This window comes from Paenibacillus sp. FSL H7-0737 (assembly GCF_000758545.1).
GTDB lineage: Bacteria > Bacillota > Bacilli > Paenibacillales > Paenibacillaceae > Paenibacillus_AQ.
Genome location: NZ_CP009279.1, coordinates 2,591,606 through 2,606,506, shown reverse-complemented (window position 1 = coordinate 2,606,506; position 14,901 = coordinate 2,591,606). Strand labels below are relative to the sequence as shown.

Genomic DNA, 14,901 nt, shown 5'->3' with positions numbered 1-14,901 from the left:
AGCAACAATGGCAGCAACCGCAACAACAGATACAACCACAAATACTTTTTCAGATATCATTAAAAACTCGGTGATAGACAACTTTGTCTCCGATATAAGCATCTCGAAAATGCTAATCACGTTAGGTGTGGCTTTTCTGATTGGCTACTTTATTTACCTTCTCTATAAACGTGTATTTAGCGGAGTGTTATACTCCAAAAGCTTCAACGTCTCGCTAATGGGCATGACCATGATTACAGCCACTGTCATTATCGCCATCAACTCTAATCTTGTGCTGTCCCTCGGTATGGTCGGCGCATTGTCCATCGTTCGTTTCAGAACGCCGATCAAAGATCCAACAGATCTGATCTTCTTATTCTGGGCAGCAGTAGCAGGGATTGTAACTGGCGCAGGCTTCTTCACTTTGGCTATTGTGGGTTCAATCATCATAGGTCTAATTCTGTTCCTCTTCATAAAACATTCTTCTATCGAAACACCATACTTGCTAGTCATTAACTGTGATAGCGACGAGAGTGAACGTGAAGTCCACAACCATATCACCAAATCCGTGAAACGCTACAACGTGAAGCAAAAAACAGTATCTGCAAACAATATCGAATTAACACTGGAGCTTCGTCTGGATGATAAAGTAGGTGGCTTTGTCAATACTGTTTCCGACTTAAAGGGCGTTAAAAACGCACTTCTGATCAGCTACAGCGGTGACTATGTATCCTAAACATAATAAGATGAAAGGCGGTGCCCCAGATGAAAGCAAGAGGTAAATCTATCCTGCTGAGTCTTTGTTGCCTGCTGCTGGTCATCGCTGTAGCTGGGTGCCAGAACGCAAGTCCATCGGCAACAAACGAACCTGCAACAGATTCTAAGGATAAGGTAGTCTCGAGCGACGAGAAAAATCTAGACGAGCAGGTCTTTCCAAAAGATAAGGTCGTCGATGTCAAAATCACTTTGGACCCGGATGATTTTCTGGATATGCTGGATAATGCCAGCGCAGAAGAATATAAAACCGCATCGGTTGAGTACAACGGCGTTAAATTCGATAACGTTGCCGTGCGGACCAAAGGAAATCTTAGTCTCAGAAGTGTAGTACAGATGACAGACTCTGATCGGTACAGCTTTAAAATTTCTTTTGATGAATATGTGAACCAGAACTTATTCGGCATCACTAAGATCAACCTAAATAACAATTACAGCGATGCTTCTTATATGCGTGAATTTCTGACCTATGAGCTCGCTGAGAGTGTCGGACTCCCGACGCCGAAATATTCCTTCGTTAATGTATACGTCAACGATGAACTGAAGGGCTTCTACCTCGCGGTGGAACAGATCGGCGACGCATATTTGGAACGCAATTTCGGGAACTCTTACGGCGCACTTTATAAAGGGGAAATGACCGGTCAGGGCAGTGACTTGACTTGGCTTGGTGACGACCCTTCCCTCTATACCGGATTAGTAATGAAGTCGGATAAATCTAACGATAATATTTTGATCGATATGCTGAATGAGCTTAATAACGGCACCGATTATGAAAAATACATCGACGTAGAGGAATCGCTGAAGTATATCGCTCTAAATGCGGTCACGGCAAATATGGACAGTTATTTAGGTGGTAATAAACAAAATTATTACTTATATGAAGACGAAGGCGTCTTCTCGATCCTGCCGTGGGATTATAATATGGCTTTTGGCGGCATGGGCAGCGCAGACGTACTGATTGACGAGCCTACACAAGGCGCGCTGGCTGAACGTCCTCTGATTGCGAAGCTACTTGCTAACGACGAATACAAAGCGAAATATCACGAGATCGTCAGCGAAATGATTAATGGCTATCTAGCTGATGATACGTTCCAAACTAGAATGGATCAGCTGGACATGATGATTTCCAGCTATGTCAAAGCAGATCCTTCTGCTTTCTACACCTTCGAGCAATATGAAGAAGGGATTAAGTCTGTTAAGACCTTCATGTCGAACATGGCTAAAAATATCCAGCAGCAGCTCGACGGAACCATCCCTTCCTCCGGTGACGGATCGGGAAGCGGTATGGGTGGTGGCATGGGCGGCGGCTTTGGTGGTGGTACTAGGAATGGCGCTGGTGCTGGTGCTGGACAAGGCGCGAACGGCTCGGGTAACGGGCAGACTGACGCGGGGGCGGATCAGAGCGCGGGTGGTGCTGCACCGAACGCCGAAAGCGGACAAGCTGCCACGGATGGGCAGGCTCTTCAGGGCGGTGCAGGCGGTGAGCCCGGTGCCATGGGCGGACCGGCTATCCCTGATGCCGGCGCGGGTCCCGGCAGTAACACGCAAGCAACAGCTGGTGGGCAAGCTGCTCAAGGTGGTCAAACCAAAACCGACGGGCAAGCCGCTCAGGGTGCGCAGACCAATACCGATGGGCAAGCCGCTCAAGGTGGATTCACTGGAGGGCCTGGCGGTGCACCGGGTGCCATGGGTGGACCAGCTATCCCTGAAGGTGGAAATGGCCCTGGCGGTGGCGGAATGGGTGGCGGTATGCCTGGTGGCATGGGTGGTAACTTTGGCGGCGGTGCTGGCGCTATGCAGCAAAAAGGCAGCACGAGTGAAGCCATCACTACTGGGGTCGCGATACTTCTCTTACTGCTGACTGCAGTCTTTGTGACCTTCTATAAGCGGAAACGGCTGTAGACAAGTAAAAGTAATCCACAACAAAAAAACATAAAAGAAGCTCCCATCGTTTATCGGCTGGGGCTTCTTTCATGTCCTAAAGATCATATTGCTAAATCTCCACAAAAAAACTGTGAACAGTCTCAAACTTCACTCGAGACAGTTCACAGTTATAAATTCAAACTTTTATCTTATCAAAGTATCCAACTCAGATCACGGAATCCAACGATCTCCGCTTACTCTTTCCGCCCGCGCAATATACTTATAGCCGCTATTAAAAAGGCAAGTAAAGATATCCCGACTGCGATGTAGACCATTGGATTGACACTGTTTGATTTTTCCTCATCTTTCATAATAGCATTATGCTCTTCCATGCTCATGGAATCGCTCTTGACATTGGAACCGTGAGAATGTTCATCCCCACCGGAAGCTTGTACAATTGTAGTAATGGAATGCGGATTCTCTGTTCCAGCCTCACCGGACCATTGCACCAAGCTTCCATCGGCATAGTGCTGATAAGCATCCCATGCAATGTCGCCAGCGGCATCAGGGTTCTTGGCCGTAAAGTAGAAGCGTTGGAATTGCCCCTTCTGAATGCCCTCACCATTAGCTATCCAGCTAACCTTATTCCCCTCAATGGTAACATCCCATCCGGGTGTAGCCTCATATTGTTTAAACTCGGCACCTGCTGGAACTCGTAGATCAACTTGTACAGTTGCCACGTCTTTTTCCGAAGGAACCTTTAATGTATAAGTCTCCCATGCCCCCGTGCTAGATTGTGCTGGTGCCACGGTTACGTGCGCGCTAGCCACTGCTGCGAACAATAACAGTGTTGCTGCAGCTGGTGCGAATAACGTCATTATTTTGCGAGATAATCTGTTCATAGTTAGCCTCTTCTCATCAATAATTATATATCTTCGTCCTTAATTTCCTGCTATACATCTTTCGAAAAATCTCGTTTACGCGAAGCAAGCCCTTGCTCCAAGGCATAACGCGTCAGCTGCGTCCGGTTTTGGAGTTGCAGCTTTTGGAGGATGTTCTTCAAATGGTTTTTTACGGTATGCTCCGAAATCCCCAAGCTCACTGCAATCTCCTTGTTTTTTGATCCAGAAGATACACAGCTTAAAATTTCTTTCTCTCTAGCCGTCAACGACTCCCCTTCATCCGTTACAGAGGGTACGGTGAACTCCTTCAAGATTTGAAAAGCCAGCTCCCGACTAAGCGGTGCTTCTTCATTAACAATGGCCTGCAAATATTGAATCCAGGTGGAAGGTGCCAGATTCTTTAGCAAATACCCCTGTGCTCCTTGCTTTAGCGCTTCGAGGAGGTGGGAAATTTCGTCCGATACGGTAACGATAACGATTTTGACATAAGGATATTCCTGCTTGATCCGGCGAGTCGTCTCCAGCCCGTCCATTTCCGGCATCTGAATATCGATTAGGATGAGATCAGGCATCCACTGGGCTGTGAAAGCGATCGCTTCAGCACCACTCTCCACTACTCCAATGACCTCAAAACTATCATCCATGGACAAAATCTCGCACATCGCCTCACGTGCATGCGCATGGTCATCTACAACTAAAACCCGGTATCGGCTCATGGACTGACTTCCCCTTTCGTAATTTCAACCTGGGTGCCTGTGTCACCAGAAGTCAGCCTAAGCTTCCAGCCCATCCCCTCGACACGTTCCTTCATGATCTGAAGTCCGTAGCTGCCACTCACTTCAAATGGATCATACTGAAATCCTTCTCCATTGTCTGTAACAACTACCCTCCAGTTCTTCTCATCGCCAGCGCCAGTAATTGAAACCAGTCCAGCTCGTGTATGCTTACGAACATTAATGATCGCTTCGCGAATACAGGATAACAATTCTGATTTTTCCGAAGGGGAGAGCGCATCATCTTGCAGGCTCCATTCGAGAGAGGCTTCGATCATAATCTCGTTCGCCATCTGGGCTAGCTGATCTTTTACCGACTGTTCCAATGAAAAAGAACTCTGCTCTGAGACCGGAATCTTCAGATTGGCAATGGCCTGCCGCACATAACGGTTCACCTCATGGACCGTCTTTTTGATCTGATCCACATTTTCCTCACTGACCTCACCATTCTTGCGGCTTGCTTCTAGCCGGTCGATTTTGACAGATAAGAGAAATAAAGATTGCGCCATTCCATCATGCAGTTCTTTGGCAAGTCCTTCCCGAGCCTTCATTGCATCTTTAAGCGCACGTTCCTGCTCCAGCTCCCGCTGATTCCGTTCCATAAGAGAGAACAAAGGGACGAGCAACACAAGACTGACTAAAAACACCAGGACTGGCGTCAAATAGTTCCCCAAATCCATAGAAATATAAGGCATTAGAAACTGGTGACGCACAATCTCCCAGATCCCCACCATTAGCGTTGGCAATAACAGGATCATATACTTTATTTGTTTATACGTTGCCGTCCCCTCCTGCACATCTTATGCTTAACAATATCACCGTCTCATCTAAGCGACATGACTCGATCGGGCTATATAGACCCATTAATGTTACAAATTTAAGTATTTTAAAAGGTGATTGCTGACATTCATAATATCATAAGCAGGCTTTCTTATATTGTAGCAAAAAAAAGATACATCTCACGATGCACCCAATCATTTCTACTTTTACTGCGAAATCCTACCTAAAGTGGTGAAGTATAACGTCCATATTGGATATCCATTTCTTTAAACGAATCTCCCTCTTTTTTCAGAAAAAACGTATTTACTCCCTCTGAGCCCCACCAATTCAGGCCGAGTAATGGGCCCTCTGAGGTATCAGCAGCAAAAAGGATGGAGAACATTTCAGGGATAACCTCTCCGCCATCATCCACCCGCCAGACCGAATATTCATCTCCTTGAATCACCGCTGGATAGTCCATGAAGGTAAATTCATCTTTTTCTTTCCAAACGAGACTAAATAACATATTCTGATCCAGCCTTACGAATTGAACGAGATACAGCTGTCGATCTGTAGATAGGTCTGCCAGCTTCCATATTTTCTGAATTTCACGTTTTTTCGTATCTACAATACGCTGTCGAATACTTTCTTCCACAGTAGATAAAGCTTCTTGACCCTCTAAGGATTCAATAGGCAAAAGCGTATCAACCTTAAAGTCTGTTTGATCCGTCAAATAGTAGGTTTCATCCGGGGTCGCACTTGCTTCTTCCACCGTAAAAAGATAACCCGCCAGATTTACAAAATTATGTGCCATCTCCCGGCCATTGCTGTTCTCTGTTCCATCCTGCCATTTAATAAATTTAACCTTTAACACATTCCCCTGATCACCAATAGCCTCATTTAATTGTGCCATCTCCTGATCCAGCCCTTTTTCATGCCCGGTAACTAGAATATTCCGCCCCTCTGCATCCGCAAAGCCAAAATTCGTCTTCAGCTTCTCAGTATCTAGATAAGCTTCAGTCTTCTGCTTGCTTGGAGTTGGTAATGGCTCTGCGCTTGGAGGAAGCGTTGGTGAAGGCAGTACAGTTTCAGCACTTTGTTCCGGTGTAGACTCAACATGATCGCCATCACTGGTCATAGAGTTGTTGCTGGAACAACCCACCAACATAAGAGCAATAAAGAAACTTACCATAAGCTTATTCATTCTTTTTCCTCCAAACGAAGTTAGAATATTCCCATGCTCAGGTAACGTTCCCCCGCATCAGGTGCAATACATAGCACTCGCTTGCCGGCCCCGAGGCGCCGTGCTTCCTGCAATGCTGTCCATACTGCGGCTCCACCTGATGGTCCAAGCAGAATTCCTTCCTGTGCTGCCAGCATTCTCACGGTATTCAGTGCATCTTCATCCGAAACTTGAACAATTTCATCGTAGACCTTTGTATTCAGAATGGCGGGTATAAAGCCCGGACTGGTTCCAACCAGCTTATGCGGTCCAGGCTTTCCACCGGATAATACTGGTGAGCCCTGCGGCTCAACAACTAGAATGCGAATATCTGGAAGCTGCTCACGCAACACTTCCCCAGTTCCAGTTATCGTACCACCTGTTCCCGAAGAAGCAACGAACACGTCCAGCTTCCCTTCCATTTGCTCCATAATTTCAAGAGCTGTCGTAGTACGGTGAATGTCAGGGTTCGCTTTGTTCTCAAATTGCTGTGGAATAAAGCTGTTTGCCACTTCTTTCCCTAGCGCAATTGCTTTTGCAATAGCTCCCGGCATCCGCTCCGCTGCAGGAGTCAGCACAACTTCAGCGCCATAAGCCTTTAGAATATTGATTCGTTCCTTCGTCATATTGTCAGGCATGACAAGAATCGCTTTATAGCCTTTTGCAGCGGCATTCATAGCCAATCCAATGCCTGTATTTCCGCTTGTCGGCTCTATAATGGTCCCTCCGGGCTTCAGCAGCCCGGCTAGTTCTGCTTGCAGGATCAGATTATAAGCTGCTCTATCCTTTACACTGCCACTGGGATTGAAGCGTTCCAGCTTTACATATAGTTCTGCATCTTGGGGGGTGGTCAACCGATTTAGTCGCACAACCGGTGTATTCCCAATCAGCTCAGTTATATTGTTAACAACTAGTGGTGTCATATATAGTGCCTCCTTCATTACTTTACATACCCTTCATTGTAACTTGAGTGGCACCTCCTGTCGATTCTGGAGCTTGCAAGCTCCCTAAGTTAAAAAGCCGCCTCCCAAATTTATGGGTAGGCGGCTTCATTATAACTGACTACTGATCTACAATTTACGGATTCACGTTAATGGTAAAAGTAGAAGTATTATTCTTAATATTTGTTACCGTGTTCGTAATCTTTAGATTGTTGAAGGTTGCTGAGCCTCTGGCTGGACCTTGACCAGCCTCAGCAGCTTCATTCACCCAGATACCCACTCCGGATTTACTATCAAAAGCATCGCCGCTCTTCTGCGCACCGGTAATTGTAACATTATTAAAGATGGTATCTGTTACAGGGAATTGTGGAGTGGAACCTACATAGTTGGTCTGGAACATGATGCCATGATAGGTCGGATCAATGATATCCACATCATTGACTCGGATACCTTGGAAGACCTTGGAGGCCGAGAATACCCAGATCGCCGGGAAAGTCTGCGCGCCCCAGAAATGCCCACCTGCACGAACAATAGAAATATTCTCAAAATTCGTAGTCGGTGAAGCTCCGAAGCCATTCATCGGATATCCAAAGTCTAAAGAGCTGATTGTAATCCCGGAGTAGCAAAGTGTATCCGCAATATAAATATTACGGAAGGTATTTGCGTATCCACCATAGACAGCTACACCAGCAGCACGCCAAGTCAAGATTGAAGTGAGGTTCTCATAGATGTTATCCTTCATATCTGCACCACCAGAATCAATCGCCGAGAACAATGCAAAGCTATCATCACCTGTTGCCCGTGCTTCAATATTAGACACCAGGTTATTCGTGCTTCCATTAGTCATATTGATACCGTCAGCGAAGGTGTTACGTATACGGGAGTTTTTAATCACCATGTTATCGGTATTGGCTCCCCAGTACATACAGACCTGATGTTCAGTCCAGATGTTGTCGATCGTAATGTTCGCCACATTGGAGAAATCAAATACTTTACCAGGACCGTCGATACGAGAAGTATAGTTTCCGAAATAAGCGAAATTCGCAAAGGTAGATCCATTCGCAGTATCACTGGCTCGGAATCCGACATCGGTATTCTCTTGGTTAGTTGGAGCAATGAACCTTGTATACCAAGGACCCGCACCGATAACCTTCACTGCCTTGCCGTAGACCTGAAACTTGTTAGAGGTCTGATAGTTTCCTGGTGGCAAATATACACCTACGAGATTTCCTGTGGTGTCCATCCGCACTTTATCAAGCGCATTTTGAACATCCTGATGCGTAAAGCCTGCAGGAACAGTGTATTTAGCCGGATCTGGATTAGCAATCGGTGAAACCTGCTCAAGACTGATGAAGTCGATGGCGTATTGAGAAGTGTTAGCGGTATCCTTTTGTAAACGGATCGTACTTCCTGCCGGAATGGTACTATCAAACATAATGTTAGCTTCATCATAAATATGCCGTGGAGAACCTGCGCTTGGCGAATTTCCAGGACTTGTCTCAGAACCGTACAACCATGCATATTTAGAGGTTAAGTTAATAGCTTTGCTAAAGACACCATTAACATAGATGTTAAGCGTAGCATTTGTGCCGTCACCACTCGCTGAATCTGGAATCGAGAAACGAGTAACCAGAGTGTTCGTGCTGGCTTTTGTCGTGAATTCAACATAGCTACCTGTGGTGTTCAGAGTGACTGCTCTTCTGCCTGAAGCCTCACCTGCAGGATCGCCGATGGTCCGGTTGGCTGAAAGCTTTACGGCCCCACCGCCAATAACTCCATCCTCAGCCTCATACATGTCGTAAGGCATGTTCGCACCTCGACCGATGAACAGTGACTGCGTCTGAATATTATTAGCCCGTTTTACAGGCAGCTCATTAGCATCTACTGCAATTTCACTCTTCACAGTATATTTGCCATTTCCTGCAGTCCAATTACCAAGAGCTACAGGCGCTGTGGTCACCCCACTTGCGATCACGCCGTTATAGGAGCCTGTTAGAGTCTTAACCACCGCATTCGTAGTAGCATCTAAAACCGTCAGAGTTATGTTATGCGCACCACTCGCGGAAGCTGCTGTACCTTGATTCTTAATGGCAACTGAGAAGCTTACAGTGTTGCCGCCTGCTGGATTGCCAGGTGTCCAACTGACGGAGGAAGCAACCAGATCAGAACTGGACACTGGAGCAATAATAAGGGAAGCCGGACTAGTAAAACTATTATTCCCCTCATTTGATTCAATCACTGTATTATTCTCATCGACCTTTGCACTTAATGAGTAGGTTGCTGCATCTTTTGCACCCAGGTTAAGAGATACGCTCGTTGATGCGCCAGCAGCTAGAGCACCTACTGGGCTAGTCCCTACAAGGGTAGTACCCAAATAAAAATTCACATTAGTGGCAGCAGATGCTAGAGATCCGATATTCTTAACTGTTGCATTAAGAGTAATGGCATCCGTCTCAATTGGAGAGGTTGGAGTCCATGTAAGAGCAGTCACCGTCAAATCTGGATTCGCAGATGGTGTACCAATTACCTGAAATTCAGCAATTTGTCCAGCACTTGAACCTGAGTTGGTAGTGATCTTTAGCTGCAATTCACTAGCTGTAGCCGTGACCGGAATCGTCACTGTATTACCGGTTGCCGGATTAAAGGTATACACGGTCGCAGGTACAAGACTCGTAAAAGCCGTTGTATTCTGATTATGCCCAAGCACTTGAATGGTCTGAGTACGTGTCGACCACGCCGATGCAGGATTCAGCTTGAGAACAACCGATGTAACATCAGCATTGCTGCCCAAATTAACAGTTAATGTGTTCGGATAACTTCCCCCTGCCCCCTCCCAATAAGTAGTTACATCACCGTCATTCGCATTCGTCTGCACAAAGGTAAAGACCGAGGACGACGCAGTTATACTTTTGTTCACAGCCAAATTTGAACCCGTCCCAGGTGTTGGGGTTACCGTTGGTGTCGGTGTTACTGTCGGTGTTGGTGTTGGCGTTGGTGTTGCCGTTGGTGTTGCCGTTGGTGTTGGGGTTACTGTCGGTGTTGGTGTTGGTGTTGCCGTTGGTGTGGCCGTTGGCATTGGGGTTGACGTTGCTGTTGGTGATGGTGTTGCTGTCGGTGCTGAAGATGGAGTAAGGATCAGGTTGTCCAGATTCACGTTTCCAGTATCACCAGCGTCATATTTATAAGTAATCGTATTAGCACCAGCATTCAAGGCTAGCGTTTCAACCTTTGTGGACCATGTATTCCAGTTGGCCAGATTTAAAAGAGAAGATTGCTTTAATTTCGTCCCATTTACATAAATACTTACCGTTTTTGTGCTGCCTGAAGCATTTGCATATTTTAATGCGGCATCATAGTTTCCAGCAGAGGCAACATTAACACTAAAGGCAGTCGTTGCTCCTTGTGTCAAATAGCCATCTACAAATCCGGTTCCGGTATAACCGGTATGATCTGTATTGACTTTTGCTCCACCGGATAAAGCAGCATTCTCCGCTTCATATCCTGTTGTTGGAAGTGTCGTTGTGCTGCCATAAATCTCAAATTCCGATAACTGTGCTGCTGGCCATCCTGTATTTGCCGTGAAGTTCAATTTAACATATCTAGCACTCGCAGCTGTAAAATTAATGGTCACAGTATTAGATCCGCTTGCTGGATTAAAGGTGTAATTGGCAGAGGCTGCTAAATTAGTGTAAGTAGAATCATCAGAGCTTCCCTCCACCGACAACGTTTGGGTTCTTGTTTCCCAGTTCGTCGGCAGTTTTAGAACAACCTGATTGACACTGCTTACGTCGCCTAAGTCCACTTTAATCCATTGCGGGAATGCGTTACTTACACTCTCCCAATACGTTCCTTGATTGCTGTCATTGGCATTAGTTGCTACATAAACATCGCCAAATGAGCTTGAAGTAATGCTTTTACCTTGGGCTAAATTCCCCGCAGCTAAACTCACCGAGGGGTACAACGCTAATTGACCTACAAACAATATTACAATCAAAAAATACATTACTGCCGACTTACCCGTAATTTTTTTAGAAGCTGCTATCATTAGAGAACCACCTCCCAAAGTTTTGTGAAGCTATGCAGCCAATAAGAATACGCTTTCAAAATAGTATTGTTATAGACATTCGCCTCCTAAAATGGACCTGATAGTTTTCAACGAGACTTAACAATCGTTTTATTATTAGCTGCCTGTCCTCCCGTATCCTTGACTCTGACTTCAATAAGTCACTGATCTATACCCAGAGGTTGACCACAAACTAACTAATAATGGTAATAATATAAGTTATAGGCAGGTGGACGTCGATGGCAATTTCTATGCTTAGTATGTGGGATATTACGTTCAACCAAATAAAAAAAGAAAGCTCCAGAGAGCACTGGGATTCCCCCTCAACTCTCCGAAGCTCGCCTTATACATTAAATCTAGCTACCAGCCCCTGTAGTCCATGAGCCATTAAGTTTAATTCACTTGCAGAGGAAGCAATTTGTTCCACCGAAGCCCTTTGCTCTTGTGAGGCTGCCGACACATGTTGTGTACTCGCTGCAGTCGTTTCTGCAATTGTCGTAACACTTCGAAGCGATTCCACAATCTCTTCCGTAGCTGCTGTTATCTCTTCCACAGCTCCGGATACTTCCTGAACCTGCTCGGCTAGTGAATCTATAGATAACCGAATCTCACCAAAGGAACGTCCAGCCTGCTGAATAATCTCCGTGCCTCCCCTTACTTCACTCATACTACTCATCATAACCTTCATCGCATTATCTGCTTCACTTTGAATCCCGCTCGCCATTTCCGCAATTTGATTAGCGGATTCTGCGGATTGCTCTGCCAGCTTACGAACCTGGTCGGCAACTACAGCGAAGCCTCTCCCTTGCTCACCCGCGCGGGCTGCCTCAATAGTCGCATTTAACGCCAGCATATTCGTTTGCGAAGCGATCCCTTTTATAACTCCTACAGCACCGCCAATTTCCTGTGATCGATTTACAAAGCCTTGGACTTGCTGTGACAAAGAATGTATAGATCGATTAATGGATTCCATCTGCTGACCTGCCGCCAGAAGTGATTCATCTCCGGCAATAGCAAACGACGCAGAACGATGCGAGGCTTCAGAAATATCCTGAACACTGGAGGCAATTTGACCGATTCCAATCGATATTTCTGAAATTGTTATTGTATTGGTCTGTAGATCATTCATCTGTTTAGCAGTTCCCGAAGCTACTTCACCCATAATATCCGATATTCGTTCTGTCGCTCCTGCTGTCACTCCACTATCCGAGGTAAGATTTGTAGAGGAATTCGCGAGACTATTCGCCGATAGCTTCACTTGTTCAATCATCGAGCCCAAATTTTCTGTCATTTTATTAAAATTAAACGCCAGTTCACCTATCTCATCTTTTGACCGGACGTTTAGCTTGCGAGTAAGATCGGCATCTCCATCTGCAATCTCCTTCAGCTGTGTGTTCACATCCCGAAGTGGTTTAATAATTCGTCCAGATATTAATAGTGCAAGAATTAGGGCAAGAACAACCGATAATCCGGTCACACCAAAGCTAGTAATCATAGCGTTATTACGATGGGCTTCTGCTTGACTCTGCCCGTTCTGTATTTCCTCCATGAGCATGCTCTGGAATACAATCTGAGATTCAATCATTGCATCTAAAGATAAATTGGTAAACTTCTTCTGCGCTTCCGGGAAGTTTCCGTCCTTGGCTAAGGCGAAGGCTTCCTTCAAAACGATCAAATAATCATTCCATTTCCCCTTCAGCTCCGTTACACCCTTTAGTTCTTCTTCACTTAATCTAACACTCTCCAGCTCCTTGATGGCATTCTCAATCGATGGGAGCGTCTCTTCGTACTTAGACAGATATGATTTCCGCTCAGCCTCTGTGTTGCTCATCACATAACGAGCCCCTAGCTCATCTGCCGTACGAATTTTATCCGTTAATCCCTGTACAAGCGACAGCTTGTTCCAGTTGCGATTGACCTGATCCGTCAGCATCGTAGCCTTTCCTTGAAACCATGTATTTCCTGCTATTGCCACTAGAAAGACCACAATCACAGCAGTAAATCCCAATATCATTTTTCCGCGGATATTTCTGAACATCGTTGTTCCTCATCTCTATATGTATAGTAGGTTTCTAATTGGTACTTTTATCCTACTATCGTTCCCTTAAGCCACTCTGAATTTGAACTGAATGTTCGCTTAAAAAAACAAAAAGACCTCTACGTCCGGCCCAAGGCTGGAACTAATGGTCTTTAGAGATCTTTTTATTCGTATAAATTTCCGTTCGCCAGCTCCGCGAGCTTCCCTTCGTCCAGTATGCTTAGGCGTCCACGATTTCGTGTAATAATTCCTTCATCAATGAACCGACGCACGATCCGGTTAAGATGCCGATAACTTGTACCTAGCAACTCTGCTGTCTCTATAAGGCTTGAGGTCCGAATCTCCTCCACACGTCGGTCACCGTTTTTATCGGCGAATAAAGACATCAAATAGCTGGCAAATCGATTCTCGACCGGATACAACAGGTTAAGTGCGGAGGCTTGACCGAGCGTATGCAATTTGTGACTAAGTTCCCCTACGAGAAAACGTAACAAAGCTGTATTTTCCTCAAGCTCTCTCAGCAGTAATCTTCTCCCGGCAAAAAGAATCAAGCTCTCACCCACAGACTCCACTTGATTCTTGACAGGAAAGCGATGAAGCAGCTCCACATCCCCAATCACTGATATCGGATTTGTAAACCGCACCAGCATAGATTTGCCGTTCGGCAGCAGTGTCTGAATTTTGAGCTTGCCCTCAACCAATATGAACATCCCATCCAACTGATCGCCTACCAAACACAGCTTCTCTTCATCCGTATAACGTCTCAATTCCATTTTATACGTGACTAGCGGGCTAAAAATTCCGTCCAGACCGTTCTTCACTGCCAAGGCACGGACAGCTTCACGGTCATTTATCGTTTGCATGTGGTGCCCCCTCTATTGTTTGCTCAAATAAGTGTAATTTAGAATACCCCACAAAAAAAGGACATATGTCCTTTTTAATAATATAAGAAAGTATAAGTTTCACACAATACAATATTTCTTATATTTCTCGCTTAACCACTTACCGACCTTATAAGGAAGCCGAAGGCGTTTATGCTTGTAAGGATATCCCAAAACATCTTACATCACAACAGAGTCCACACTATATCGGATCATATTCACTTTCTGATCTTGTAACCAAAATTCTAAATTCCGATGATTGATTTTATCCACATACCCGATAATATCAGCCCCTTGTTCCCCTCTTTTATAATAAGAAGAGCCATAAGCTTCAATCACATCATCTGTAGAAGACCCCACGTGAATACCTCTGGCAGTACTCATCTTCAGATCTGAATAGACGCTAATTAGAATGATTTTATCGTCACCACGCGCTGTGGCTACTGTTGTTTCGTTGTCCAAATGATAATATTGATACCGTTCAATATCATCACGTGGTTTAGGTGCCTGGGTGAGCGATTCGAGACTCTGAAGCAGCTGGATGCCTCCCAGACGTTCCTGCTCTAGATTGCTGCTGGATACGCGAGAGTAATGACTTTGTCTTGGGGCATTGTATAAATAAATATGATAGATCCCATAACTTAAACCTACCGTAATAAAAATGATGATAAATAACCAGCCGTTACTAAATGGCTTCTTTCTCACT

11 protein-coding genes are annotated in these 14,901 nt (G+C 45.4%); 2 read left to right on the top strand and 9 right to left on the bottom strand.

The genetic code is table 11. From position 1 onward, the window contains the following. Positions 1 to 7: 7 nt before the first annotated feature. Both H70737_RS11060 and H70737_RS11055 read left to right on the top strand, forming a co-directional pair. The gene (locus H70737_RS11060; RefSeq protein ID WP_042193703.1) at positions 8 to 715 is read left to right on the top strand and encodes a DUF4956 domain-containing protein; all 708 of its coding nucleotides are present in this window, start codon (positions 8 to 10) and stop codon (positions 713 to 715) included. Positions 716 to 744: 29 nt separating this feature from the next. Further along, positions 745 to 2,655: a CotH kinase family protein gene (locus H70737_RS11055; protein ID WP_042187191.1), complete on the top strand. Its 1,911-nt coding sequence runs from the start codon at positions 745 to 747 to the stop codon at positions 2,653 to 2,655. A 215-nt stretch (positions 2,656 to 2,870) separates the two neighbouring features. Here H70737_RS11055 and H70737_RS11050 read toward each other — a convergent pair whose 3' ends face one another. The 9 genes from H70737_RS11050 to H70737_RS29765 form a co-directional block, all read right to left on the bottom strand. Continuing rightward, a complete protein-coding gene (locus tag H70737_RS11050) occupies positions 2,871 to 3,518 on the bottom strand; it encodes a DUF1775 domain-containing protein (RefSeq protein ID WP_052404250.1) in 648 nt (215 codons plus the stop codon). 50 nt (positions 3,519 to 3,568) lie between these two features. After that, on the bottom strand, positions 3,569 to 4,234 hold the full coding sequence (locus H70737_RS11045) for a response regulator (RefSeq protein ID WP_042187189.1): 666 nt from the start codon (positions 4,232 to 4,234) through the stop codon (positions 3,569 to 3,571). Further along, positions 4,231 to 5,049 carry a sensor histidine kinase gene (locus H70737_RS11040; RefSeq protein WP_042187187.1) on the bottom strand — a complete coding sequence of 273 codons (819 nt, stop codon included), beginning with the start codon at positions 5,047 to 5,049 and terminating at the stop codon, positions 4,231 to 4,233. Before H70737_RS11040 ends, H70737_RS11045 begins: the two co-directional genes overlap by 4 nt. 245 nt (positions 5,050 to 5,294) lie before the next feature. Then, positions 5,295 to 6,254 (bottom strand): hypothetical protein, encoded by a 960-nt coding sequence (locus H70737_RS11035; RefSeq protein WP_042187185.1) that lies wholly within the window; start codon positions 6,252 to 6,254, stop codon positions 5,295 to 5,297. Positions 6,255 to 6,274: 20 nt separating this feature from the next. After that, complete coding sequence (gene cysK, locus H70737_RS11030; RefSeq protein ID WP_042187183.1) at positions 6,275 to 7,195, bottom strand: cysteine synthase A; 921 nt, start codon at positions 7,193 to 7,195, stop codon at positions 6,275 to 6,277. A 154-nt stretch (positions 7,196 to 7,349) separates the two neighbouring features. Then, positions 7,350 to 11,258 carry a galactose-binding domain-containing protein gene (locus tag H70737_RS11025; RefSeq protein ID WP_042187181.1) on the bottom strand — a complete coding sequence of 1,303 codons (3,909 nt, stop codon included), beginning with the start codon at positions 11,256 to 11,258 and terminating at the stop codon, positions 7,350 to 7,352. 361 nt (positions 11,259 to 11,619) lie between these two features. Further along, a complete protein-coding gene (locus tag H70737_RS11020) occupies positions 11,620 to 13,314 on the bottom strand; it encodes a methyl-accepting chemotaxis protein (protein ID WP_052404249.1) in 1,695 nt (564 codons plus the stop codon). A 164-nt stretch (positions 13,315 to 13,478) separates the two neighbouring features. Beyond that, entirely contained in the window at positions 13,479 to 14,177 is a 699-nt protein-coding gene (locus tag H70737_RS11015) for a Crp/Fnr family transcriptional regulator (RefSeq protein ID WP_042187179.1), read from the bottom strand. Positions 14,178 to 14,375: 198 nt separating this feature from the next. Continuing rightward, positions 14,376 to 14,900, bottom strand: a complete 525-nt coding sequence (locus H70737_RS29765) for a hypothetical protein (protein ID WP_052404248.1) — start codon at positions 14,898 to 14,900, stop codon at positions 14,376 to 14,378. Between the last annotated feature and the right edge of the window lies 1 nt (position 14,901).